Annotated in this window: 20 protein-coding genes and 1 pseudogene; 9 read left to right on the top strand and 12 right to left on the bottom strand. The window is 71.0% G+C overall.

Features of this window, described 5'->3' with window-relative positions:
• Positions 1–58: 58 nt before the first annotated feature.
• Genes Q4I23_RS09195 through Q4I23_RS09175 form a run of 5 tightly spaced genes read left to right on the top strand, consistent with a single transcriptional unit; the run spans position 59 to position 5,373 of the window.
• On the top strand, positions 59–1,987 hold the full coding sequence (locus Q4I23_RS09195; RefSeq protein WP_498526020.1) for a TonB-dependent receptor plug domain-containing protein: 1,929 nt from the start codon (positions 59–61) through the stop codon (positions 1,985–1,987).
• Complete coding sequence (locus tag Q4I23_RS09190) at positions 1,984–2,844, top strand: ABC transporter substrate-binding protein (protein WP_498526019.1); 861 nt, start codon at positions 1,984–1,986, stop codon at positions 2,842–2,844. Before Q4I23_RS09195 ends, Q4I23_RS09190 begins: the two co-directional genes overlap by 4 nt.
• The gene (locus tag Q4I23_RS09185; protein WP_498526018.1) at positions 2,841–3,860 is read left to right on the top strand and encodes a FecCD family ABC transporter permease; all 1,020 of its coding nucleotides are present in this window, start codon (positions 2,841–2,843) and stop codon (positions 3,858–3,860) included. The genes Q4I23_RS09190 and Q4I23_RS09185 overlap by 4 nt, the downstream gene beginning before the upstream one ends.
• Positions 3,860–4,660, top strand: coding sequence for an ABC transporter ATP-binding protein (locus tag Q4I23_RS09180; RefSeq protein WP_498526017.1), 801 nt, complete (start codon positions 3,860–3,862; stop codon positions 4,658–4,660). The genes Q4I23_RS09185 and Q4I23_RS09180 overlap by 1 nt, the downstream gene beginning before the upstream one ends.
• Positions 4,660–5,373, top strand: coding sequence for a DUF6925 family protein (locus Q4I23_RS09175; RefSeq protein WP_498526016.1), 714 nt, complete (start codon positions 4,660–4,662; stop codon positions 5,371–5,373). Before Q4I23_RS09180 ends, Q4I23_RS09175 begins: the two co-directional genes overlap by 1 nt.
• A 22-nt stretch (positions 5,374–5,395) precedes the next feature.
• Here the strand turns inward: Q4I23_RS09175 and Q4I23_RS09170 are convergent, their stop codons facing one another.
• The 5 genes from Q4I23_RS09170 to Q4I23_RS09150 form a co-directional block, all read right to left on the bottom strand.
• Positions 5,396–6,595, bottom strand: coding sequence for a sensor histidine kinase (locus tag Q4I23_RS09170; RefSeq protein WP_454017218.1), 1,200 nt, complete (start codon positions 6,593–6,595; stop codon positions 5,396–5,398).
• Positions 6,592–9,627 carry a hybrid sensor histidine kinase/response regulator gene (locus Q4I23_RS09165; protein ID WP_498526015.1) on the bottom strand — a complete coding sequence of 1,012 codons (3,036 nt, stop codon included), beginning with the start codon at positions 9,625–9,627 and terminating at the stop codon, positions 6,592–6,594. Before Q4I23_RS09165 ends, Q4I23_RS09170 begins: the two co-directional genes overlap by 4 nt.
• A complete protein-coding gene (locus Q4I23_RS09160) occupies positions 9,627–11,141 on the bottom strand; it encodes a bifunctional metallophosphatase/5'-nucleotidase (RefSeq protein ID WP_498526014.1) in 1,515 nt (504 codons plus the stop codon). Before Q4I23_RS09160 ends, Q4I23_RS09165 begins: the two co-directional genes overlap by 1 nt.
• A gap of 144 nt (positions 11,142–11,285) precedes the next feature.
• On the bottom strand, positions 11,286–11,612 hold the full coding sequence (locus Q4I23_RS09155; RefSeq protein WP_137104531.1) for a DUF2218 domain-containing protein: 327 nt from the start codon (positions 11,610–11,612) through the stop codon (positions 11,286–11,288).
• A gap of 41 nt (positions 11,613–11,653) precedes the next feature.
• Positions 11,654–12,283: a PadR family transcriptional regulator gene (locus tag Q4I23_RS09150; RefSeq protein ID WP_498526013.1), complete on the bottom strand. Its 630-nt coding sequence runs from the start codon at positions 12,281–12,283 to the stop codon at positions 11,654–11,656.
• Positions 12,284–12,524: 241 nt separating this feature from the next.
• On the opposite strand from Q4I23_RS09150, the gene Q4I23_RS09145 reads away from it, so the two are divergent.
• The 4 genes from Q4I23_RS09145 to Q4I23_RS09130 are packed head-to-tail and all read left to right on the top strand — an operon-like array spanning position 12,525 to position 16,160.
• Complete coding sequence (locus Q4I23_RS09145) at positions 12,525–13,454, top strand: siderophore ABC transporter substrate-binding protein (RefSeq protein WP_498526012.1); 930 nt, start codon at positions 12,525–12,527, stop codon at positions 13,452–13,454.
• 3 nt (positions 13,455–13,457) lie between these two features.
• On the top strand, positions 13,458–14,432 hold the full coding sequence (locus tag Q4I23_RS09140) for an ABC transporter permease (protein WP_498526011.1): 975 nt from the start codon (positions 13,458–13,460) through the stop codon (positions 14,430–14,432).
• Entirely contained in the window at positions 14,422–15,405 is a 984-nt protein-coding gene (locus Q4I23_RS09135) for an iron chelate uptake ABC transporter family permease subunit (protein WP_498526010.1), read from the top strand. Before Q4I23_RS09140 ends, Q4I23_RS09135 begins: the two co-directional genes overlap by 11 nt.
• A complete protein-coding gene (locus Q4I23_RS09130) occupies positions 15,402–16,160 on the top strand; it encodes an iron ABC transporter ATP-binding protein (RefSeq protein WP_498526009.1) in 759 nt (252 codons plus the stop codon). Before Q4I23_RS09135 ends, Q4I23_RS09130 begins: the two co-directional genes overlap by 4 nt.
• A gap of 6 nt (positions 16,161–16,166) precedes the next feature.
• Here Q4I23_RS09130 and Q4I23_RS09125 read toward each other — a convergent pair whose 3' ends face one another.
• The 7 genes and pseudogenes from Q4I23_RS09125 to Q4I23_RS09095 form a co-directional block, all read right to left on the bottom strand.
• Positions 16,167–17,255: an alpha-hydroxy acid oxidase gene (locus Q4I23_RS09125; protein ID WP_498526008.1), complete on the bottom strand. Its 1,089-nt coding sequence runs from the start codon at positions 17,253–17,255 to the stop codon at positions 16,167–16,169.
• Positions 17,256–17,398: 143 nt separating this feature from the next.
• Positions 17,399–18,073, bottom strand: coding sequence for a tetratricopeptide repeat protein (locus tag Q4I23_RS09120; RefSeq protein WP_454017227.1), 675 nt, complete (start codon positions 18,071–18,073; stop codon positions 17,399–17,401).
• On the bottom strand, positions 18,073–18,759 hold the full coding sequence (locus Q4I23_RS09115; RefSeq protein ID WP_109071431.1) for a Fe2+-dependent dioxygenase: 687 nt from the start codon (positions 18,757–18,759) through the stop codon (positions 18,073–18,075). The genes Q4I23_RS09120 and Q4I23_RS09115 overlap by 1 nt, the downstream gene beginning before the upstream one ends.
• An 82-nt stretch (positions 18,760–18,841) precedes the next feature.
• Entirely contained in the window at positions 18,842–21,133 is a 2,292-nt protein-coding gene (locus Q4I23_RS09110; protein ID WP_498526007.1) for a TonB-dependent receptor, read from the bottom strand.
• 369 nt (positions 21,134–21,502) lie between these two features.
• Positions 21,503–23,029: a glycosyl transferase family protein gene (locus Q4I23_RS09105; RefSeq protein ID WP_498526006.1), complete on the bottom strand. Its 1,527-nt coding sequence runs from the start codon at positions 23,027–23,029 to the stop codon at positions 21,503–21,505.
• A 137-nt stretch (positions 23,030–23,166) separates the two neighbouring features.
• Positions 23,167–23,538 carry a hypothetical protein gene (locus Q4I23_RS09100; RefSeq protein ID WP_237905365.1) on the bottom strand — a complete coding sequence of 124 codons (372 nt, stop codon included), beginning with the start codon at positions 23,536–23,538 and terminating at the stop codon, positions 23,167–23,169.
• 22 nt (positions 23,539–23,560) lie between these two features.
• Positions 23,561–23,891 (bottom strand): annotated as a pseudogene (locus Q4I23_RS09095) (hypothetical protein); the annotation flags it as partial.

Here is a 23,891-nt window from a genome sequence, read left to right as displayed (position 1 = left end):
GCGTCCGGTGGGACTTCGTTCGCGGTGACGTGCCACCGGCGTCCCGCCTGAGGTCTCAATGAGTGTCCGCGTTCCCCGTCTTCACCGGACGGCGTCCTTCGCCGCCCTTCTGGGAAGCCTAGCCCTTCCCGTGTCGGCCTTCCCTACGTCGGCCTTCGCCGATTCCACCACCATCACGATGCTTCCGCCGGTCTCGGTGACCGCCAACCGCGTCCCCACCGCCGCCGAGGAAACCGGCAGCGCCCTGACCGTCATCACCCGCCAGGAATTGGAGCAGCGCCAGACCCGTCTACTGTCCGACGCGCTGCGCGCGGTGCCCGGCGTCGCCGTCAACCGCACCGGCCCGATGGGCACCCTGACCCAGCTCCGCATCCGCGGGTCGGAGGGCAACCAGACGCTCGTCCTGATCGACGGGATCGAGGTGAACGATCCGGCGTCCGGCTCCGAATACGACTTCGCCAACCTGCTGGCCGGCGACGTGGAGCGCGTCGAGGTGCTGCGCGGCCCGCAGAGCGCGCTTTACGGCTCCGACGCGGTCGGCGGCGTCGTCAACATCGTGACCCGCCGCGGCGCCGGCGCCCCCCGGTTCCGCGCCGCCGTGGAGGGCGGGTCCTTCGGCACCGCGGCCGGGCGGGCCTCCTTCGGCACCGGGACCGACCGCTACGACCTGTTCCTCAGCGGCCAGGGCGTCACCAGCGACGGCGTGTCGGTCGCCGACACGCGGCTCGGCAACCCGGAGAAGGACGGCTACCGCAACGGCACGCTGACCGGAAACGCCGCCGTCCGCCCGACCGAGCGCAGCGAGATCGCGGTGACCGGCCGCTACACCCGCTTCCACGCCGACACCGACGGTTTCGTCGGCGGGCGCGGCGCCGTCGATGACGGGACCAGCACCGCCGGGGAGCAATATTTCGGGCGAGTCCAGGGCAAGATCGCCCTTCTCGACGGAAAGTGGGAGCACATCGTCGGCCTGACCCATGGCCGCCAGCAGCGCGATTACCGCGACGACGCCAAGACGGTGACCAGCCGCTACGACGGGCGCAAGACCAAGGCCGACTATCAGACCAACCTCACTCTGAACAGCGGCCCTGCCGACCATGTGCTGACCGCCGCCGTGGAGCATGAGGAGGACAAGGCGATCAGCCGCAGCAGCTTCTCCAGCTTCGACCGCTCCATCGGCTCCACCGGGCTGGTGGGCCAGTACAAGCTGGGGCTGTTCGACCGGCTGACCCTGACCGGCAGCGTCCGCCACGACGCGAACGACCTGTTCCGCGACGCCACCACCTGGCGCACCACGGCGGCCTATCTGATTGAAGAGAGCGGGACGAAGCTGCGCGCCTCCTACGGCACCGGCGTCAAGAACCCCACCCTGTTCGAGCTGTACGGCTACACCGCCACCTACGCCGGCAACCCGACCCTGAAGCCGGAACGGGCGCGCGGCTGGGACGCCGGCTTCGACCAGTCGCTGTGGGGCACGCGGGCCTCCGTGGACGGCACGTGGTTCGACCAGCGCATCCGCGACCTGGTCACCGGCACCGGGCGGACCTCCGTCAACATGCCGGGCGAGTCCCGCGTCCGCGGCGTCGAGCTTGGACTGTCGGTGGAGCCGATGGACCGGCTGACCGTGCGCGGTTCCTACACCTGGACCGACGGCGCGGATTCCACGGGGGCGGAGCTGGTGCGCCGGCCCAAGCAGCTCGCCAGCCTGACCGTCAACCACCGCTTCCTGGAGGACCGGGCGAACGCCAACCTCGGCGTCGTGTACAACGGGCGGTCCAGCGACTGGGCCTACGATCCCGTCTACAACCGGCAGGTCGTGAGCCTCGCCCCCTACACGCTGGTCAACATGGCCGGGTCCTACGCGCTGTCCGAGGGGGTCGAACTCTTCGGGCGCGTGGAGAACCTGTTCGACCGCCGGTACCAGGAGGTCTGGACCTACGGCGCCCCGGGACGGGCCGGGTATCTCGGGCTGCGGCTGTCGCTGTGAGGCCCTTCCGTCTCGGGCTGGCCGCCGCCCTCCTGCTGATCGCGGGAGGGCCGGCGGCGGCGTGGGAGGCGCCGCCCGCAAAGCCGCCCATCAAACCACAGCGCATCGTCTCCCTGAATCTCTGCGCCGACGAGCTGCTGTTGCGGCTCGTCGGGCCGGAGCGCCTCGCCGCGGTCACGTGGCTGGCGCGCGATCCCCGCGCCTCCACCGTCGCGGCGCTGGCGGCGGGGGTGCCGGTCAACCACGGGACGGCGGAGGAAATCCTGCCGCTCAACCCCGACCTGATCGTCGCCGGGCGCTACACCACGCGGGTCGCGGTCGGGCTGCTGACGCGGCTGGACGCGCCGCTGCTGGAGTTGGACGTCCCGCAGAGCGTGGCGGGGGTGGTGGAGCAGATCCGCGGCCTCGCCCGCGCCGTCGGCGAGCCGGACCGGGGGGAGGCGCTGGTCGCCGACCTGCGCGCCCGCCTCGACGCCCTGCCCCCCGCCGCGCCCGGACAGCGCCCGACCGCGGTGGTGCTGCGCCCCAACGGTTTCGTCGCCGGGTCCGGGGCGCTGGTCGACGAACTCCTGGCCCGCGCCGGGCTGGAGAACATGGCCGACCGCCTGCCGCTGGGCAGCCAGGGCGCCCTGCCGCTGGAGGCCATCATTCTGGGCGGGGCGGACGTGCTGATCATCGACGCCGCACCCGACGCGCCGCCGTCGCTGGCCGGCGCCCTGCTGCACCACCCGGCCCTGAAGGCTTTGGAGCGTCCGGTCCGCACGCTGTCGCTGCCCTCCCGCCTGTGGACCTGCCCCGGCCCGCAGACCGCCGAGGCCGCGGAACGGCTGGCCGCTGCGCGGGAGGCCGTGCCATGACGGTTGCTGCGACGTGGGAGTCCCGCATCCCCTACCCCGCCCTGCTCGCCGGGCTGACGGGTCTGGCGCTGGTGCTCTGCGCGGTGTCGGCGGCGGTCGGCTATGTGCCGTTCGACCTGGGCGCCGCTTTGTCCGACTGGCTCGCCGGTCGCCCGACCCTGGCCGCGCTGGTGCTGGGCGAACTGCGCCTGCCGCGCGCCCTGCTGGGCCTGCTGGTCGGCTTCAGCCTGGGGCTGACCGGGGCAGCGATGCAGGGCTGGCTGCGCAACCCGCTGGCCGAGCCAGGGCTGGTCGGCGTGTCGAGCGCCGCGGCGCTGGGCGCGGTGATCGTCTTCTACAGCGGCCTGTCCGCCGCGCTGTCGCTGGCCCTGCCGCTCGGCGGCATGGCCGGAGCGGCCACCGCCGCGGTGCTGCTGAACCTGATGGCGGCGCGGGGGGCCGGAACGACGGCGCTGGTCATCGGCGGCATCGCCATCAACAGCCTCGCCGGGTCGCTGACCGCGCTGGCCCTCAACCTCGCTCCCAACCCCTACGCGGCGCTGGAGATCGTGTTCTGGCTGATGGGGTCGCTGGCCGACCGCGGCACCGACCAGCTCTGGCTCGTCCTGCCGCCGATGCTGGCGGGCTGGGCGCTCTGCCTGTCCGGCGCCCGCGCGCTCGACGCGCTGACCCTGGGGGAGGACGCGGCGCGCAGCCTGGGCTTCGACCTCACCGGGCTGCGCGTCCGGCTGATCGCCGGGGCGGCGCTGGCGGTGGGCAGCGCGGTGTCGGTCACCGGCGCCGTGGGCTTCGTCGGGCTGGTGGCCCCGCACCTGATGCGCCCGCTGGCCGGGGCGCGGCCCGGACGGCTTCTGCTGCTGGCGGGCCTCGCCGGGGCGTGCCTGACGCTGGCCGCGGACATCGCGGTCCGGCTGCTGCCGACGCGACCGGAACTGAAGCTGGGCGTGGTCACCGCCCTGATCGGGGCGCCCTTCCTGATCGTCCTGATCGCCCGGCTGCGGCGGGAGGAGGCCTGATGCGCATCGAAACCCACGGCCTGTCCGCCAAAGCCGGCGGACGCACCATCCTGACGGGTGTCAATGTTACCATCGAGCCCGGCGCCTTCACCGGGCTGATCGGCCCGAACGGCGCCGGCAAGACCACCCTGCTGCGCCTCCTCGCCGATCTCGCCGAACCGGCGGCTGGCCGCGTCACCTTCGACGGACGGACCGCGGCGCAGGCCGGGCGCCGGGTGCTCGCCCGCAGCATCGCCTATCTGCCGCAGAGCGGCCCGGTGCATTGGCCGCTGCGCGCCGAGGCGCTGGTCCTGCTGGGCCGCCTTCCCCACCGCGGCCCTCTGGGCGGGATCACCGCGGCGGACCGCGCGGCGGTGGAGCGGGCGCTGTCCACCGCCGACGCCGCCCACCTGCGCGGGCGGATCGTCGGCACCCTGTCGGGGGGCGAGCGGATGCGCGTCCTGCTCGCCCGCGCCCTGGCGACCGAGGCGCCCGTGCTGCTGGCCGACGAGCCGGTCGCCGCGCTCGATCCCGGCCATCAGCTCGCCTGCATGGCGCTGCTGCGCGACGCCGCCCGCCGGGGCAACGGCGTGGTGGCGGTGTTGCACGACCTGACCCTGGCCGCCCGCTTCTGCGACCGGCTGATCCTGCTGTCGGACGGCGGCGTGCTGGCCGACGGACCGCCCGCACGGGTGCTAACCGACGACCATCTGCGCGCCGCCTACGGCATCGCCGTCCACCGCGGCACGGCCGGCGGCGAATCCTTCCTGCTTCCCTGGCACGCCCTGCCATCCCCGCGTTCCGAACCGGAGACCCCTTGATGAGCGACATGCCTTCCCTGCTGCGCGACGCGCTGAACGACCCGGCCACCGGCTGGAGCCTCGGCGCGTTCGGCGCCATCGCGGAGTTCGTCCGCGACCCGGACGAACCCGTCACCCTGCACGTGGACGGCCCGGAGCTGGAGGCGCGGACCGCCCGCGGCGGGCTGCGCCTGCGCCCCACGCCGGCCATCCGCGCGGTGCCCTACCGGACGCGCAACGGCAGCCTCGCCGTGGCCCTCTGCCTGCCCCGTCACGTCGCCGCGATGAACCGGCGCCGCGTGGTGACCGAGCTGGGTCCCGACCACGAGGCCATCGCCGGAGCGGACCGCGACGCCCGGCTGTTCGACCTCGGGCTGGACGTCTTCCAGACCGACGTCTGCGTGCGCAGCGCCGACCCCGCCACCATCGCCCGCCTGCGCGCGGTGGTCGGGACGGAGCTGCTGGCGCCGGGCAATCCCTTGCCCCCCGACCTGCCGGCGCTCAGCCCCGACCGCGTCTTCATCGGCCCGTTCGGCCGGATCGAAGTCAGCCAGCCGATCCCGCCGCCCGACGGCCGCAGCCCGGAGGGTCCGCACACCCACGTCCTGCCGAAGCTGCTGGCCCACGGCCGGACCCACGCGGCGACCGTCCCGATTCCCGACGGCTGGGTGCCCAGCCTGTACCTGTCCCCGCCCGCCGGGTCCTTTGCTGCGTGGGAGGGTCTTGGGGGCTGAAATCCCGCCGCCGCACCCCGGATCACAGATCCGGCGGGGTGCGGGCCGGCAGATGCAGGGTCGCCAGGGTGCCGCCCCCGGAGCGCGAGGCGATGGTGAAGGATCCGCCCAGCCGGTCCGTCGCCAGATTGTCCACGATGTTCAGGCCGAGCCCGACCGAGCCGGTACCGCGGCGGGTGGTGAAGAAGGGCTCCAGGATGCGCCCGGCGGTCCCCTCCGCGATGCCGGCCCCGTCGTCGGCGACGGACAGCAAAACCGTCTCAGGTCCCGACGCCGCAGCCCCAATCGTCACCAGCCCATGCCGCCCCGCCGGAAAGGCATGTTCCAGGGCGTTGCGAACAAGCTGCTCCAGAACCGCGGACAGGATCGCCGGGTTGCTGACCATGCGCAGGTCGGCGGGGCAGTCCACGGCCATGCGATGCCCCAGCGGCTCCCACTGCGGGCGCAGGCTCTCCGTCACCTGCTCCAGGAAGGGCCTCAGCGCGATGGTCTGGCGCAGCCCGCCGTGGTCCGCCGCCACCCCCTTGAAGCAGCGCACGATCTCCCCGGCGCGGGCGATGGTGCCGGACAGCAGGGCGGCCAGCTCCCCGGCGCTCGCCAGGAAGCGCTCCAGCTCGGCACGGCGGAGCTGGTTGGCGGCCAGCCGCTCCGTCATCGCGGCGACCCGGTCGCCGAGGTGGGACGCGCTGCCCAACGCCACGCCGATGGGCGTGTTGATCTCGTGGGCCACGCCGGCGACCATCTGGCGCAGCGCCGCCATCTTCTCGCGCTGGGCCTGGGCCAGCTTGCGCGTGCGCTCGCGGACCAGGGCCTCCAGATGCTCGTTCTCGTCCTTCAGGCTGCGGTTGGCCCGGCGCAGCGACAGGTGGGTGGCGACGCGGGCGCGCACGATGGCCGGGCTGAAGGGCTTGGTCACGTAATCGACGGCCCCGGTCTCCAGCCCGAAGGCCTCCTCCTCCGGGCTGGACAGGGAGGTGATGAAGATCACCGGGACGTCGGCGGTGGCCGGGTCGGTCTTCAGCAGCCGGCACACCGCGTAGCCGTCCAGCCCCGGCATCATCACGTCGAGCAGCACCAGCTCCGGCGGATCGGCGGAAGCCAGCTCCAGCGCGCGGCGGCCGGAGGTCGCGAAACGCACCTCGTGCCGGTCCTCCAGCACGCTGGCGAGCGCGCGGATGTTGGCCGTGTCGTCATCGACGATCAAAATGTGACCACCGCTCACGGCGTCGTCTCCCGGTCCCGTTCCCTGATCCATGCGGCGGCGAGCCGTTCCAGCGCCGCGCGGGCCGCAGCGAAATCCAACGCTTCCACGGCCCGTCCCATCTTGTCCATCGCCTCGTCATGGCCGCGCCCGGCCAGCAGGCCGCGCAGAGCGTCGAAGCGGGCCGCCGCCGACAGGCTGCCGCTGCGCAACGCCTCCTCCAGCGCGCGCAGCGCCTCGTCCAGCTTGCCCGGGTCGCCGAGAGGAACCACCGGGATTTCCGGCACGACCTCCAAGGGCACCTCCACGCTGCGCAGCGTTTCCGCCGAAGCCAGCGCGGGGCCGAGGACGGCGGACAGGTCGGCCAAGAGCCCCGGCATCGCCTCCCACCGCTCCTCGCGCGCCGCCAGCTCCAGCGCCGCGGCGGCGGCGCTGGCGGCCATCGCGCCGACCGTTCCGGCGCTGCCCCGCAGCCCGTGGGCAAAGCGTTCCAGCGCCGTCCCGTCTCCCGCGCTGCGCAGATGCTCCAGCCGGACCGGCGCGTCGCCGTAACGGTCGAGAAAATCCAGGATCGCCCGGCGCAGCGTGCCCGCCCGCCCGTTCATCCGCGCCAGCGCCGGGACGAGGTCGAACCCCTCCAAGCCGTCAGGAAGCACGGCATCCATCTCCGCAGCCTTGGCAACCGGCAGAGCCTCCCGCCGCCCGAACGGCTTCAGCCAGCGGTTCAGCACGGCGACGAGGCGGTGAGGTTCCACCGGCTTGGCGATGTGGTCGTCCATCCCCGCGTCCAGACAGCGCCGCCGTTCCTCCTCCAGGGCGTGGGCGGTCATGGCGATGATCGGCAGGCGGTCGGGACCGCAGTGGCGGCGGATCGCCCGCGCCACCGCGAAGCCGTCCATGTCCGGCATCTGGACGTCCGTCAGCAGCGCGGCGTAGCCCGCCCCCGGCTCCAGCGCCAGCCGCACCGCCTCCCCGCCGCTGCCGACCGCGGAGACGGCCAGCCCGGCATCCTCCAGCAGTTCCCGCGCGACCAGCCGGTTCACGGCGTTGTCGTCGGCGACCAGCACGCGCAGGCCGCGCAGCGGCTCGTCCACCTGCAGGCCCGCAAGCCCCGGATCGGCCAAGGCGGGCAGCACCGTCGCGGCGCCGTCCTGCACGCCGACCGTCACCGTGAAGCGGAAGGTGCTGCCCAGGCCGGGGGCGCTGTCCACGGTGATGCCGCCGCCCATCATGACGGCCAGCCGCCGGCTGATCGCCAGCCCCAGCCCGGTCCCGCCGTAGCGGCGGGTGGTCGAGCTGTCGGCCTGGGCGAAGGGCTGGAACAGGCGGGCCACCTGCTCCGCCGTCATGCCGATTCCGGTGTCGCGCACGGCGAAGCGCAGTTCGGTCTCCGCATCCTCCGTCCCTCGTGGCGCGGCGGCCACGCCGAGAACCACGCTGCCGCTCTCGGTGAACTTCACCGCGTTGTTGACGAGGTTGAGGAGCACCTGCCCCAGCCGCAACGGGTCGCCCAGCAGGGCGGTGGGCACGTCCGGGGCGACCTCCAGCCGCAGGGCCAGCCCCTTCTCCTCGGCGGACAGGGCGGCGGTGCCGGCCACCATGTCGAGCACGGCGGACAGGTCGAAGGGCACGCGCTCCAGCGTCAGCATCCCCGCCTCGATCTTCGAGACGTCGAGGATGTCGTTGATGATCCCCAGCAGCGCGGTTGCCGAAGCGCGGATCCGCGTCAGGTAGCCGCGCTGGCGCGGCGGCGGCCCGGCGCGCAGGGCGAGGTGGCTGAGGCCGAGGATGGCGTTCATCGGCGTGCGGATCTCGTGGCTCATGTTCGCCAGGAAATCGCCCTTGGCGCGCGACGCCTCCTCGGCGCGGTGGCGGGCCTCCTCCACCTGCTGCTGGCGGCGCGCGATCTCGTCGAGGAAGTGGCGGATCGAGCGGGAGATGGTGGCGATCTCGTCGGTGCCGCCGTCGGGCAGCGGCGTCTCCCGCCCCTCCACCCGGTCGAGCACCGCGTCGTTCAGCCGGACCAGACGCAGGGTCAGGAAGCGGCGCAGGTACAGATACACACCGAGCGCCACCAGGAAGCCCAGCGCGCCCAGCCCGACCAGGATGCGGTTCTGCGTCGCGGCCAGTTCCGACAGCCCGTCCGCCTCGCCCGCCGCCGCCGCGTTGATCCGTTCGAACAGCGCGTGGGAGATCTTCACGACCTCCTCGACCATCACCAGCACCTGATTGGTCAGCGCCTTGCTGCGGGCGATGGCCGCCTGCCGCTCCATCAGGCTGGGCAGCAGGCCGGTGGGGCCGAGCAGAGCCGTCTCGAGCCGGCGGTGCAGGGCGGCGAAGCGCTCCGCCTGTTCGGGCGGCAGCCCGGTATGGAGCGCCGGCAGGGCCGACAGCGCCGCCGCCGCGTCCCGCTGGGCGCGCGCGATCTCGCGCTGGAAGCGGCTGTTGCCGGCGTGGGTGCTCTCGTTCAGCACGCGGTTGACCGTGTTGGTCCAGGCTGTCAGCGGCCCCAGCCGGTCCGAAGGCAGGGTCGGCAGCACGGCGGCGACCAGAGCGCCGGCCTCCGCCGACAGGCGCCGGGTCTCGTCCAGCGCGTCGTCGCTGCGCGCCGCCGCATCGATGCGCTCGGCGACCAGCCGGTCGAGGTCCGCCAATGTCGGGACGAGCGTCCCCAGGACGCCGGCCAGCGTGGCGCCGCCCTCGATGTCGGACAGGGCCTGGGCCGACCGGGTGACCGCCGTCAGGTTGGCCGTCAGCTCGGCCAGGGTGACCCGCCGTTCGGGATGGCTCGTCGCCCCGCCCAGCCGGGTCGCCTGCGACAGCACCTGCTGCAGGCCGCCGTTCAGCACCGCCCCGGTGGTGATGCGCGGCAGCGCCCCGTTGGACAGGTCCGACAGGGCGTGGCGGAACTGCGCGAGGTCGTAGAGCGCCGCACCCGACACGCCCAGCAGCACCCCCACCATCACCAGCAGGCCCAGCCCGACGCGCCGCCCGACGCCGCCCCGGAAGGGGGTGCGCGGGACCGGCATGGTCGAGGCTGGCTCCGTCGTCATCAACGCTCGGTGATGCGGCCGTCGATGCGGGGCGACACCGTCCCGCGGTCGGTCAGGTGCTGGGCCATGATCTCCCACAGCAGCTTGCCACCGGCCCCGGAGGAGGAGGCGCCCGGCGACTTGAGCATGCCGTAGCCGTCGCCGCCCTGGGCCAGATAGTTGGGCAGGGCCACCGAATAGGTCGCGTTCGGGTCGAGCGGCTTGCCGCCCACCGTGACGGAGACGACGCGGCTGCCCGCCGGCTGCTTCAGGTCATAGACCACCGCCATGTTGGACGGATGGAGGAAGCTGCCCTTCTGGTTGTCCACCCCGGCGGCGCTGACCTCCAGCGCGTCGCGCAGGGCCTTGCCGGGCAGGGTCACGGCGATGATGGTGTCGCGGAAGGGCAGTTCGCGCTGGATGTCGCGGCGGGTCAGCACGGTCCCCGCCTCGTACTGGCGGTTGCCGCGGATGTTGCCGCCGTTGATGAAGGCCACGTCGGTTTTGAAATGGCCGCGCATGGCGTCGGCGATCAGCGAGGCGAAGGCGTTCTCCCCGGTGCGTATCGCGGCGCGGCGGGTGTCGAGGGGGGTCGCCGTCGTCCCGACGTTGATGTCCAGCAGTTCCGACAGCCGGGCCAGATAAACGCCGACCCGCTTTTCCATCGCCGGGTCCGGCGGCAATCCGGCGAGCGGCACGATGTCGGCGCCGGCCAATGCGGGCGGCGCCTTGCCGTCGCCGTCCAGCCGCAGGACGAAGGCCGATCCCTTCACGTTGACGTGGACGCCGAAGACTTTTCCCTTATCGGCCTCCAGCACGTCCTTGCCGGTGGCGGAGAGCTGGAGCAGCGCGTCGATGGCGGGCTCGCCGCGCAGCGCCTCCACCGCCTCCGGGGCGTTGTCCAGGATGGCGATCACATAGTCGGCGCCTTGGGCGCGCAGCGCGCGGGCCTCCGCCGCGATCGCGGCGGGCGGGCGCACCTCGATGTCCGGCACGATGTACTGCACCGTCAGTTCCGGCGAGATCGCCGAGACCACGCCGATCCTGCCCGCCGGCGTGTCGAGCAGCGCCGACGGCTCCAGCCCCTCCATCACCTTGCCGGTGTTGCGGTCGATGGTGGTCGCGCTGACGAAGGGGAAGCGCGCCTCGTAGCTGCGCAGGGTCAGCTCGTCCTTGCCGAAGCCGAGGTCGCGCTTGGTCACCGCCATCATGTCGGGCTGAAGCTCGTTCAGCAGGTCGATCATGTGGGCGCCGCGGTCGAAGGTGGACAGGACGCCCGCGGTCAGCGACGCGCCGCCGTGCAGGAACAGCGTGTTGCCCTCCGCCCGCTTGGTGCGCAGCAGCGTGGCCAGGTTGGCGAGGCCGCCCTCGCCCTCCACCGGCTCGATGTCCGCCATCGTCGAGGTGAAGACGATCGACAGCTCCGCCGCCGACGCGGCCGGCACAACGGCGCCGAGCGCCGCGACGGCGCAGGCGGCCATGACGGCACGCCAGCCGGAAAAACGCCCCACCCCACCATTGCCGCGCTTCGGCATGGTTACCCCCTCCTGCCATCCCTATTCCTTCAGGATGGTTCTTCCCGTATTCGGGCAGGGGAGTTCAAGGCATATCCATGCATGCCGGGGAACATTCCGGTGACAAAATCCCCTATCGCAACAAGGACAAGGGGGACGGCCGGATCAGGCCGCCTCGTCCTGCCACGGATAGGACAGCGGAAGCTCGCGGAAGGCGAAGCGGTCGAGGTGGCGTTCCAGCGCCCCTTTCAACGCGGCGAGATGCTCGGCGGAGCTAGTGTCCAGCCGACAGTCCAGCGCGTCCGGCCGGGCCTGGAGCGTCAGGGTGGCGTCACCCGGCCAATCGGCGCCGCGGGCGTTGTGCGGGAAGACGACGCTCCCCGCCTCCGGCGTGTACTCCACTGTCAGATTGTGCGCCCAGTGCTTGCAGAGCTGCTGGAGGTAGCGGCTGCCGTTCGGGGTCGGAACGCGGACGCTGCTGGCGTGTCTCATGATGATCCTTCTGTTTGGTACCGGTGATTCAGGCCGGTGATTCAGGGAAGACGTTCGATGCGCTGGGCCGCCTCGTCGAGGATGGAAACGGCGGCGTGCACCGTGTCCGCGTCAACGCCCTCGCGTCCCAGCCGGTGCATCAGCACGGCCTTCAGATTCTCCATGGCTCGGCGGATCGGAGCGCCGTCGGTGTGGGCCCGCCGGGTCGCCAGAGCGGCGAGGCGGGCGAACAAGGCCTCGACGGTGGCCGCGTCCTGGGCGAGCTGGGCGGTGCCCTCCGGGGTCACGGCGAAGGGCTTGCGCGCGCCTTCGGCGTCGGCCTTGGCGATGTGGCCCATCTCCTCCAGCAGCGACAGGGTCGGGTAGATCACGCCGGGGCTGGGCACATAGCCGCCGCCGGTCAGTTCCTCGACGGCGCGGATCAGGTCGTAGCCGTGCCGCGGCTCGTCGGCGATCAGCCGCAGCAGGACCAGCCGCAGTTCCGACGCCTCGAAAACGCCGCGCCGGCCGCCGCGCCCGCCGCGCCGCTCGTGATGCTCATGGCCCCAGCCGCCCTCCGCGGCATGACGAGGGCCGCCATGACGAGGGCCGCCACCATGGGGGCCATCACCGTGCGGACCGGGATGATGGCGGCGCATCCGGCCGCAGAAGGGATTCGGAAAAAACCTCATGACAGGGGCTCCACTGTATTTCGATAGGTCTAAGATATATCGTGACATGTCGAGACACAATCCCCCAAGACGCTTTTCCACTCTCCTGCCCCGGGAGAGGGAACGCAGCAGTCCTCAGCCACGCCCAGCCAACATAATGCGAATGCGAGGAATTCGCATTGACGTTCCGCAGGAATCCGGACCACAGTGCGCCCGCCCTTCCGGCATAGGCCGTCCCGGCAAAGTTGAAGGAGATTCAAGGATGAAGCTGACCCGACGCCACGCCCTCGCCATGACCGCCGCCGTGGTCGGCCTCGCCGCCCTGACCTCCATCCCGGGTTACGCCCAGGACATGACGGTGCGGCACGCGCAGGGCGAGACCCGGCTTCCCGCCAAGCTCGACCCCGTCCTGGTCTTCGACATGACCGCGCTGGACACGCTCGACGCGCTGGGCGTGGCGATCGCCGGGGTGCCCACGGGGCTGAAGCCGCCGCACCTCGCCAAGTATGACGGGCCGTCCTACGCGAAGATCGGCACGCTGTTCGAGCCGGACTACGAGGCGGTGAACGCCGCCGAGCCCGGCCTGATCATCGCCGGCGGCCGGTCGGCCCCGAAATACGCCGAGCTGTCGCGCATCGCGCCGACGCTCGACATGACGACCGACCAGACCGACTTCCTGGCCAGCTCCATCGCCAACATCGAGACGCTGGGCCGCATCTTCGGCAAGACCGCCCTGGTCAAGCAGAAGGTCGACCGGCTGCGCGCCTCCATCGCCGAGCTGAAGGCGGTGGCGGGCAAGTCCGGAAAGGGCCTGCTGGTCCTGACCACCGGCGGCAAGATGAGCGCCTACGGGCCGGGATCGCGCTTCGGCATCCTGCACACGGAGTTCGGCATCCAGCCCGCCGCCCCCGACCTGAAGGTCGCCAACCACGGGCAGGCCATCTCCTTCGAATTCATCCTGGAGACCAACCCGGACTGGCTGTTCGTGATCGACCGCGACGCCGCCATCGGGCAGGATGGCAAGCCGGCCCGGCAGTTCCTCGACAACGACATCGTCCGCCGCACCACCGCCTGGCAGAAGAACCAGGTCGTCTATCTGAACGGCGGCAACTGGTACATCGTCGGTGGCGGGCTGTCGGCGCTCCAGCAGGATGTGGACGATCTCCTGGCGGCGCTGTCCAAGAAGTCCTGACCCGTGAAGACCCTGCCAATCGCCACACTCCCGATTGCTACCTTGGGCATCGGCCTGCTGGCCGTGTGGAGCCTGTTCGTCGGCGTCAGCGACGTGAGCCTCACGACGCTGTTCGGCGGGGCCACGGACCAGGCCACGCAGGTTCTGCTGGTCAGCCGGCTGCCCCGGACGCTGGCCCTGATCCTGGCCGGCGCCGCTATGGCGGTGTCGGGCCTGCTCCTCCAGATGCTGGTGCGCAACCGCTTCGTGGAACCCTCCACCGCCGGCACCGCGGAATCGGCCATCTTCGGCATGATGATGGTCTCGCTGCTGGCGCCGGAGATGCCGGTGTTCGGGCGCATGGCCGTCGCCAGCCTGTGCGCGCTGGCCGGGACGGGGCTGTTCCTGGCGATCCTGCGGCAGGTGCCGCTGCGCTCGCCGCTGGTGGTGCCGCTGGTCGGCATCATGCTGGGCGGGGTAATCACGGCAATGACCGAGTTCGTCGCCTACCGCCAGGACCTGATCCAGTCGGTGCGCGGCTGGGAGACCGGGGACTTCTCCGCCATCCTGCTCGGCCGCTACGAGCTGCTGTGGCTGAGCGCCGCCCTGACCGGCGTCGCCTATCTGGCGGCGGACCGCTTCACCGTCGCCGGGATGGGGCGGGACGTCGCCACCAACCTGGGCATCGACCACCGCAAAGTGATGGCGCTGGGGCTGGTCATCGTGTCGATGACCACCGCGGCAGTGATCGCCACCTGCGGCATGATCCCCTTCCTGGGGCTGATCGTTCCCAACGTCGTCAGCCTCGTCCGCGGCGACAACATGCGCGGGTCCCTGCCCTGGGTCGCGCTGATGGGGGCCGGGCTGGTGCTGGCCTGCGACATCGCCGGGCGGCTGGTGATCCATCCCTACGAAATCCCGATCGGGACGATGATGGGGGTGATCGGCAGCGCCCTGTTCCTCTATCTCCTGCTGCGGAGGAACGGCCATGCCGGCTGACCGCCGCATCCTCTCGCCGATGGTCGTCCTGGGCGGCCTGTCGGCGCTGACCCTGCTGTCGATCGCGCTGTTCATGACGTTGGGCGCGCGGGGCAAGTGGGACTTCATCCTGGCCTTCCGCGGCACCAAGATCGCCGCGATGGTGCTGGTCGGCTACGCCGTCGCGGTGTCGACCGTCCTGTTCCAGACGATCACCAACAACCGCATCCTCACCCCGTCGGTGATGGGCTTCGACCATCTCTACCGGATGATCCAGACGCTGCTGGTCTTCCAGTTCGGCAGCGGGCTGGTGGCGTCGCTCGACCCGCGGCTGCGCTTCGGGGTGGAGGTGGCGTCGATGGTCGTCTTCTCCGGCCTGCTCTACTGGTGGCTGTTCAACGGCGCGGGGCGCGGCGACAACCGGCGCAGCCTGCATCTGCTGCTGCTCGTCGGCATCGTGTTCGGCGTGCTGTTCCGCAGCCTGACCAGCTTCCTTCAGCGCATCATCGACCCCAACGAGTTCCTGACCGTGCAGGACCGGCTGTTCGCCAACTTCAACCGGGTGGATGTCGAGCTGCTGGCGGTGTCGGCGCTGGTCGTTTTGGCGGTGTCGCTGGTCGGCTGGCGCTGGCGGCGCACCTTCGACGTGCTGGCGCTGGGGCGCGACGCCGCGATCAACCTCGGCGTGGAGCACCGGCGCGCGGTGATGGGGGTGCTGGTGATGGTGTCGATCCTGGTGTCGGTGTCCACAGCGCTGGTCGGGCCGATCACCTTCTTCGGGTTGCTGGTCGCCAACCTCGCCTATCTGGTGGTCCGCTCGCACCGGCACGCGCTGATCCTGCCCGCCGCGGTGCTCCTCGCCGTGCTGACGCTGGTCACCGGCCAGCTCGTGCTGGAGCGGGTGTTCGGCTACAACGCCGCGCTCAGCATCGTCATCGAGTTCGTGGGCGGTCTCGCCTTCCTGTTCATCCTGGTGCGGGGTTCGGCCCGATGATCGACGTCAAGAACATCACGAAACGCTACAACGGCACCGTCGTCGTCGACGGGGTGTCCCTGTCCCTGCCGGCGGGCGGGGTGATCTCGCTGATCGGGCCGAACGGGGCGGGGAAGTCGACGCTGCTGTCGATCGTCAGCCGCCTGCTGCCGATGTCCTCGGGCACGGTGACGGTCGACGGCCTGAACGTGACCACGACCCCCGGCGAGGTGCTGGCCCGCCGCCTGTCCATCCTGCGCCAGGACAACCAGATCATGTCGCGCCTGACGGTGGAGGATCTCGTCGCCTTCGGCCGCTACCCGCACAGCAAGGGCCGCCTGACCGACGTCGACCGCGAGCACATCGCCAAGGCGCTGCGCTATCTGGACCTGGAGCCGCTGGCCGGCCGCTTCCTGGACGAGCTGTCGGGCGGCCAGCGCCAGCGCGCCTTCATCGCCATGGTGCTGTGCCAGGACACCGAATACATCCTGCTCGACGAACCGCTGAACAACCTCGACGTCAAGCACGCCGTGGCGATGATGAAGCTGTTCCGCCGCACCGCCGACGAGTTCGGCAAGACCGTCGTTCTGGTGCTGCACGACATCAACTTCGCCTCCTGCTACTCCGACCGCATCGTCGCGATGCGCGACGGCCGGGTGGTGCACCAGGGGCCGCCGGAGGCCATCATCACGCCCGACGTGATCCGCGACGTCTACGGCGTCGAGGCCCAGGTGATGGAGAACGCCGGCCAGCGCATCGCGCTGTATTACCAGTAAGGCGCCTCAGACGCGCGGCGGGTCGAAGATCACCGAACGGTCGATGTCGGCCAGCCGCGCCCGTCCACTGAGCGCCATGGCGACCTCCAGCTCGGTCTGGAGAATGGTCAGCATGTGGGCCACCCCCGCCATGCCGCCGACCGCCAGGGCGTGCAGCACCGGCTGGCCCACCAGCACCGCGTCGGCGCCCAGCGCCAGCGCCTTCAGGATGTCGGTGCCGCGCCGGATGCCGCCGTCCGCCAGGATGGGCAGGCGGCCCGCCGCGCGGGCGGCGACCAGCGGCAGAACCTCCGCCACCGCGGGCAGCGTGTCGAGCGTCCGCCCGCCATGGTTCGACACGATGATCCCCGCCGCCCCCGCTTCGATAGCTGATTCGACGTCGTCGGGGTTCATGATCCCCTTCAGCAGCACCGGCAGACGCGTCTCGCCGCACAGCCAACGCACCGTCTCCCAGGTGGCGGCGGCGTGCAGCATGCCCTGGAAGACCGGGCTGCCGGGCCGCGACGGGGTGAAGCCGTCCGGCGTCAGACCGGCCAGATTGACCGGGGCGATGCCGTCCGGCAGGCGGAAGCCGGCGCGCTGCTCGATGTTGCGCAGGCCGCTGACCGAGGCGTCCACCGTCAGCACCAGCGCGCGGTAACCCGCGGCCTCCGCCCGCCGCACCAGGGCCAACGTGTCCTCCGGCCGGGGCTGGGTGTAGATCTGGAACCACAGCGGTCCGCCGGCCGCCGCCGCAACCTCCTCCAGCGTCACGCTGGACTGGGTGCTGACGGTCATCCAGGTGCCGGTGAGGTTCGCCGCCTGCGCGGTCGCCCGCTCCCCGTCGCGGTGGACCAGCCGGTGGAAGGCCATGGGTGCGATCAGGATGGGATAGGGCATCGCCTGCCCGAACAGGGTCGTGGCGGCGCTGGCCTGCGACAGGTCGCGCAGCGCCCGCGGCATCAGGCGCATCCGGTCGTAGGCGTCGCGGTTGGCCTGCCGGGTGATGCCGTCCGCCCCGGTCCCCGCGATGTAGGCGCGGGTCGCCGCGTCGACGCGGGCGGTGAAGTGGCGCTCGTAGTCGTGGAGCGAGACGGTGTCGGCGGGAACGCTCATCGCAGGTGTCCTCATGGATTGTCCCCTCTCCCCTCCGGGGAGAGGGTTAGGGTGAGGGGGTTGCGCGTGGCGGATCGTTCGGCACGCGCACATCCCCCTCACCGGCCCTTCGGGCCACCCTCTCTCCAGAGGGGAGAGGGCTATTAAGAACGGCCCTCCGCCAAATCGCTTGCCCGTCGCGCCAACGCGCGCAGGCGCGGGTCGGGCTGGTCGGCCAGGGCGGCGGCCATGCCGCGGTAAAAGTCGGGGAAGCCGGTTTCCAGAGCCCGCGTGAACCACGCCAGCGCCGCCTCCGTCCGCCCGTCCTGGAGCAGCAGCCGGGCGTGGTTGAAGCGGCCCCAGCAGTCCCCGCCCTCGGCGGCGGCCCGGAAGAGTTGGCGGGCGCCGGCCCCGTCCTCGGCCACCGCGCGCCCGGCCTCGTGGAACAGGCCGAGCATGTTCAACGCCTTCACGTTGCCCTTGCGGGCCGCGGCGGCGTAGAGCCGGTAGGCTTCGGCGTCATCCGCCGCTACGCCCAGACCACGGCAATGCAGGTCGGCCAGATTGAACAGCGCCCATGCATCGCCCAACTCGGCGGCGCGGCGGTAATGGGCGGCGGCCAGGACGGGATCGGCGGGCACGCCCCAACCATGCTCGTGGCAGCGGCCCAGCATGTTGACGGCGCGGGGATCGCCACTGCGCGCGGCGATGCGGAACCACTCCACCGCCTGCGCCCACTCGGCCCCGCCCCGGTCGAGGCATTGCTGCCCCAGGGCGAGCTGCACGTCGATGATGCCCGGCCCCGCCGCCGTGACGGCGGCGGCCACTCTCCCGGCCATCACACCTCCGCCCAGCGCCGCAGCAGGTTGTGGTAGTGGTTGACCAGGGCCAGCACGGACGGGTGCTGGTCGCCCAGCTCCCGGCGCAGGTCGATGATCGCAACGTCGAGGTCGTAGAGCATCGCCCTCAGCCCGTCGTCCTTGACCAGCGATTGCGTGAAGAAGAAGGAGGCCCAGCGCGAGCCGCGCGTCACCGGGGTCACCCGGTGCAGGCTGCTGGACGGATAGACAACCGCGTGCCCCGCCGGCAGCTTCACGCCCTTGGTGCCGTAGGTGTCCTCGACGACCAGATCGCCGCCGTCATACTCGCCGGGATCGCTGAGGAAGATCGTGGTGGAGACGTCGGCCCGCATCCGCATGCCGCCGGTGCCCGGAATGGCCCGGATGGCGTTGTCCACATGGTTGCCGTAGGTCATGTCCAGGTCGTAGCGGTTGAACATGGGCGGCAGGACGCGCAGCGGCAGGGCCGCGGAATTGAAAGCCGGGTTGCGCCCCAGCGCCTTCAGGATGACCACGCCCAGCTCGCGGGCGGTGTCGCTCTCCTCCGGGATCTGCAGGTTGTTCTTGGCCAGCACCGCCTGGGAGCCCGCGGTGACGCGGCCGTCGACCCAGGGCGACGCCTCCAGCACGGCGCGGCAGTGGGCGACCTCGTCGGCGGTCAGAACGTCGGGGATTTGCAGAAGCACGGGGAGGAATCCTTTTGCAGAGGAAGAAGGCCGGACCGGCCCCCGGAGGATGGTCCGGGAGCGCGGTCCGGCCTGGCCGGGATCAGAAGGTGACGCCGGCGGTCAGCATGAAGGTGCGGCCCGAGGCCGGCACCGCGCGCGAGGCGTTGAAGGCCGAGGCGTAGTTGCGGTGGTCGGTCAGGTTGTAGGCGTTGAGCGCCAGGGACAGGTTGTTGATCTCGTAGGACACCACGCTGTCCAGCGAGACCGTCTCCGGCACGCGGCCGGTGTTGGCGCTGTCGGCCCAGTATTCCGAGGCGTACTGGATGCCGCCGCCGACCATGACCTTGCCGGGCACGACGCCGGGGGCGAACTCGTAGGTCGACCACAGGCTGGCGTTGTGCTTCGGCACGTTCGGCGCCTCGTTACCGACGACCGCGGCGTTGGTCCGCGACTCCTTGATCTCGCCGTCGAGGTAGGCGTAGCTGGCGTAGACGCTCCAGCCCTCCACCACCTTGCCGCTCACCCCGGCCTCGAAACCGCGGATGCGGGTGCCCAGGCCGGCCTCGGAGAAGCCGTCGGTGACCGTGCCGGTGGCCGGATCCACCGAATAGGTGTTGCTCTTCTCAATCTGGAACAGGGCGCCGTTCACGCCCAGACGACCGCCGAAGAAGTCGGCCTTGCCGCCGATCTCGTAGAGGTCGGTCTTCTCCGGATCGAAGTCACGCCCGTTGCGCGGGGTCTCCGCCGTGCCGTTGGTGAGCTGCGCGGCGATGTCCACGCCGATCGGCTTGTTGGAGCGCGCGTAGGAGAAGTACAGCGACGCGTCCTTGGTCGGCTCGTAGATCAGGCTGGCCGACGGGCTGAGCGTCCGGGTGCTGGCGCTGCCGCCCGCCACCGTCGGGTCGGAGGCGCGGAAGGTGCTGCGGAAGTAATCCCAGCGCAGGCCGCCCTGAACTGAAAGCTGGTCGAACAGCCACACGCGGTCGGTGATGAAGAGACCGGTGTTGGCGACGCTCGATTCACGCACGCCGGTCGCCGGGTAGGTCAGGAAGGCGTTGGCCGGGTAGTTGTGGCTGGGGTTGCGGATGGTCTGGGTGTTGGTGCGGTTGACCCAGGTGCCGCCGCGCCGCTCGTCCTTCTGGTAGCTGAGGTCCAGCCCGCCGTTGACCTTGTGATAGAGGCCGAGGAAGGTGCCCTCCGCCTTGGCGCCCGCGACGTTCTGGACGCCCCAGCCCTTCTGCTTGAAGGCGAGGCCGCCGCCGGCGCCGTAGGCGATCACCGGGTTGCCGCCGTTCAGGAAGAGCGTGCTGCTGGCCGCGGTCAGCGCCGCCGGGGCGGTGGAGACGAAATCGCGCTCGTAATGGCTGTAACGGCTGTCGTTGTAGAAGGACAGGCTCTTGCTGACCTCGTGGGCCAGGGTCGAGGTCACGACGTGATTCTCGGTGTCGTCGCGGTCCTGGTTGCGGACGTAGGACGTGGACCGGTCGAGTCCGAACTCGGGCGCCGGGCGGAACGTGCCGTCGCGGCCACGGATCATCGGCACGCCCATGTCCGGGATCTTATCGCCGTCAAGGTAGGAGTAGTTCAGGTGCCAGGTCGTCGGGGTGCCCAGCCCGACGCCGAGGTCGGCGGCGATGCCCTTGCGCTTGGCCTCGACCTTGTCGCGGTCGGCGACGTCCTGGTCGTGGTACAGACCGTTGACGCGCAGCGCCGTCGTCTCGTTGATCGGCAGGTTCACGTCCACCGTGGTGCGGTAGGTGGGGCCGGAGCCGACCGACTGCTCGACCTTGTAGCGCTTGTCCAGCCCGGCCTTCTTGGTGCCCTGGTTGATGACGCCGCCGGAGTTGCCGACGCCGAAGCCGTTGCCCGACGGCCCCTTGAAGACCTGCACCGTCTCGGTGTTGAAGACGTCGTGGGTGTAGACGCCGAAGTCCTTCAGGCCGTCGGTGTAGATGTCGCCGCGGGCGGTCAGGCCGCGGATGCGGAACTGGTCGCCGTTCTGCCCGCCGTTGCCCTCGCCGGTCGAGATGGTGATGCCGGGGACGTTGCGCAGGACCTGTTCCAGCGTCGTGGCGCGCTGCTGCTCGATGATCTCTTCCGGAACGACGTTGACGACGCGGGGCGTGTCCTTGACCGTGTCGGGCAGCCGGGAGATGCCGGTGGGCTTGGCGTTCACGTTCCCGCTGTCCGCCGGGCGGTCGGCGCCGACCCGCACCGGGTCGAGGACGGTGGCGTCACCGGCCGCGGTGCCCGGCGCGGCCCCGGTCCCCGTTCCGGCCGTCTGAGCCTCGGCCACCGTCGCCAGGGTGGAGAAGGACATCGCCAGCCCCGCCGTCGCGGCGGCGCCGGCGATGATGGGTCGGAGGCGGTCGGGGACATTCGATTGCAACATGAGGCTCTCCCGAAAAGTCGTCGTGGCGGATGCGCCGATCAGCGGCGGGTATCTACCAATCGGGGAGGCGCCCCCTTCAACGGCGATCATTCAGAATAATTCTAAATTGCAAAATCACCACCCTTCAGCCCCAGTGCATGCAGGGATATGCTGTTTGTCGGAGCCCCTTGGCGGACCCTCCGCAAGCTCGCGCGGAGTGCTCTCCACACCAATTTTTCCATTTTGTAACAATGATTTAAAGACTCTGTTCAGAGGCTTTCACAGGTCCCGACGGGGCGGGCGAGGCCGGACTGTTGCAAAGCAGCAACTGCGATAATAAGAATTATTCGCAATATGAAGAAGTGCCGCGGGCCGAACGTCTTTTCTACGTCAGGGCGGAATTTGCACAGCCATCGCGCTCTGCCCGAGACGGGCCTTCCAAAGCTGTTCGGCCAGCCGCAAGGCGTCGGCGAAGGCCGGTCCGGTGGCGCCGGGAAGGGCGAACAGGGCGAAGGCCGCGGTGCCGATGATGATGCGCTCGGCCCGCGCGTCGCGCACCGCGCCGGTCCACACCCCCTGCCAATATTCCAGGCTGGTACCGCGCGGGCGCGGCGTCGGCGGCGGCTCCTCCATGCAGGCGGGCAGGATGAGGTCCTCCGCCGCCCCGTTGACCAGCCGATGGATGGACGAGGGGCGGAAGGGAGTGAACTGGGCGACATCGCGCACGCTGCCCAGCACGGCCATGTGCTTCCAGCCGAGGATGCGGGCGGCATCGCGGTGCAGCTCCCGGTAGGTCGGTTTGGCCGCACCCAGCAGGGAGGTCTTTGCCTTGGACGGCTTCAGCAGATGCACGGCCTCGAACACGGCGGAGCGGGTCTGGGTCAGCCGGTGTAGCCCGATCAGCCGGTAGATCTGCGGGGACAGGGCGGCGAGCGGCGCGTAGGCGATCCGCTGCGCCGCCAGCGCCGCCGCGATCTCCCGCCCGTTGGTGCAGACCGGGATGCCCACGGTGGGCGCGATGAACTCGTACCGGCCGGAGGCCGCGCTGCAGCCCGTGCTACCGTGCAGCAGCACCCGGTGACCGGCCTGCGCGACCAGCCGTGCCGCGTGGAAGAACCAGGGCGGGTTATGGTAGTTGGGCGAGGTGAAGCAGGGCCAGTCGATGTCCGCCTGGATCGTCCGGCCGAGCCCGGCGGCGACGTGCGCCCGCATCGCCCGCACCATCCCGGCCAGTTCCGGCGCGGTCGAGCCACGCATCCGCATCATGCCGAGAAGAGCGCCGACCTGCACCGGATCGGCCTCGCCCGCGAGGATGATGGTCATCGCCTCCTCCGCCTCCTCGGCGGTCAGCGGGCGACCGTGGCCGCCCCCGGCGACGCCCAGCACGCCGATATGGCGGGCCAGACGGTCCTGCGCGGGGGCGTCCGGCGCGATTCCGTCCAGCTTCGCGTCGATCTGGGCCGGGGACGGCTGGCCCTCCAGCAGGCCGGCGGGCCTCACCCGGAGCGGTGGCGCCGCGATGCCGGTCGGTACGTTCCAGCGGGGATCAAAGGTTTCGTCGACCACGGGGCGTTCCGCCAGCGGCTCGAACAGGGCGTCGATTCCGCGCGCCAGCGCCTGGACACGCGGGCGCAGCGCTTCGGCGAAGGGCGTCGGCACCAGACCGCGGCCCGAGCGGATGAACAGGGGATCGCCGAACTCCTCGCGCATCTGCGCCAGAAGCCGGCTGAGCGCCGAGGTCTGCAGACCGAGATCGCGGGCGGCCAGCGTGACGTTCCGTTTCGACAGCAGCGCGTCCAGCGCAACGATCAGACGCCCACGCGACAGCGGGTTCTCCTGATTGCCGGGAGCCGTCTGGCGCGGAGCGGACGTCTTCGGCTCCGGGGGCGCCGCGGCGTCCTTCCTCTTGACCGTCATGTGATATCAGCCCGAATGCGGTTGCCTGGCCAGTTCACGGCTGCATACCATGATAATGATACGCATTTGCATGACAACGCAACACGGCTGGTCCGCCCTCCGACTCCGCGACGGACGGGGCCGGAGGCTTGTGCTCCTTAGTCCTCGGACTCCACGGGCTTGGGGGCTGCGGCCTGCTCCGCCTGGATCCGCTCGACGATGCGGGTCAACGCCGCCGCGTCCAGGGGGCTGTCCATGTTCAGGTCCTGGGCGAACTTGCGGATCACGCCGATGGCACGGCGCCGGGTCACGATGTCGACGTCACCGGGCCGCGTCCGCTCGACCACCGGCCCCTTGTAGTAGCCGCTGCCGACGCGCCATTGGCGCTGGCCGTCCGCCCGCCATTTGGTGCCGTCGGACAGCACCATGCAGCGGTTGCCCTCGGTGAAGGCATCGACGGTGGCGATCCTCTCCGGGCCGGTCTGGCTGTTGTGGATCGTCACCTGATCCCCGACCCTGAACGCTGTCATTCTGTGATCATCCTCATCTCGGTCAGTCGCTGTCCGACACCGGACCTCCGGAACGGAACCCGGCGCCCTGGTCGCTCTCGCGCCGCTCCTCCACCGCCGCCATCAACCGCGACTTCGCGGTGGCACGGCTGTCGGGCGCCCCATCGTCCGTCCGCTTGCCCGGCGGCTGGCTCCGCGAGGCGGAGCGCACGCCATTCAACGCCGCCAGGAAACCGGTGGCCGGACGCATCGTCCTGCCACCGCGCAGGCCGGGCGGCGGACCCGCTGGCGGCGCCGAAGGCGACGCCGCCGGGGGTTGCGGCTTCGCCGCGGCGATGGGGACGCGGGCGGGGACGACGCTGTCTCTTATACAC

This window comes from Azospirillum sp. UFLA03-27 (assembly GCF_059803775.1).
Note: the sequence above shows the minus strand (reverse complement) of the source record. Positions and strands in the feature narration are given on the sequence as shown.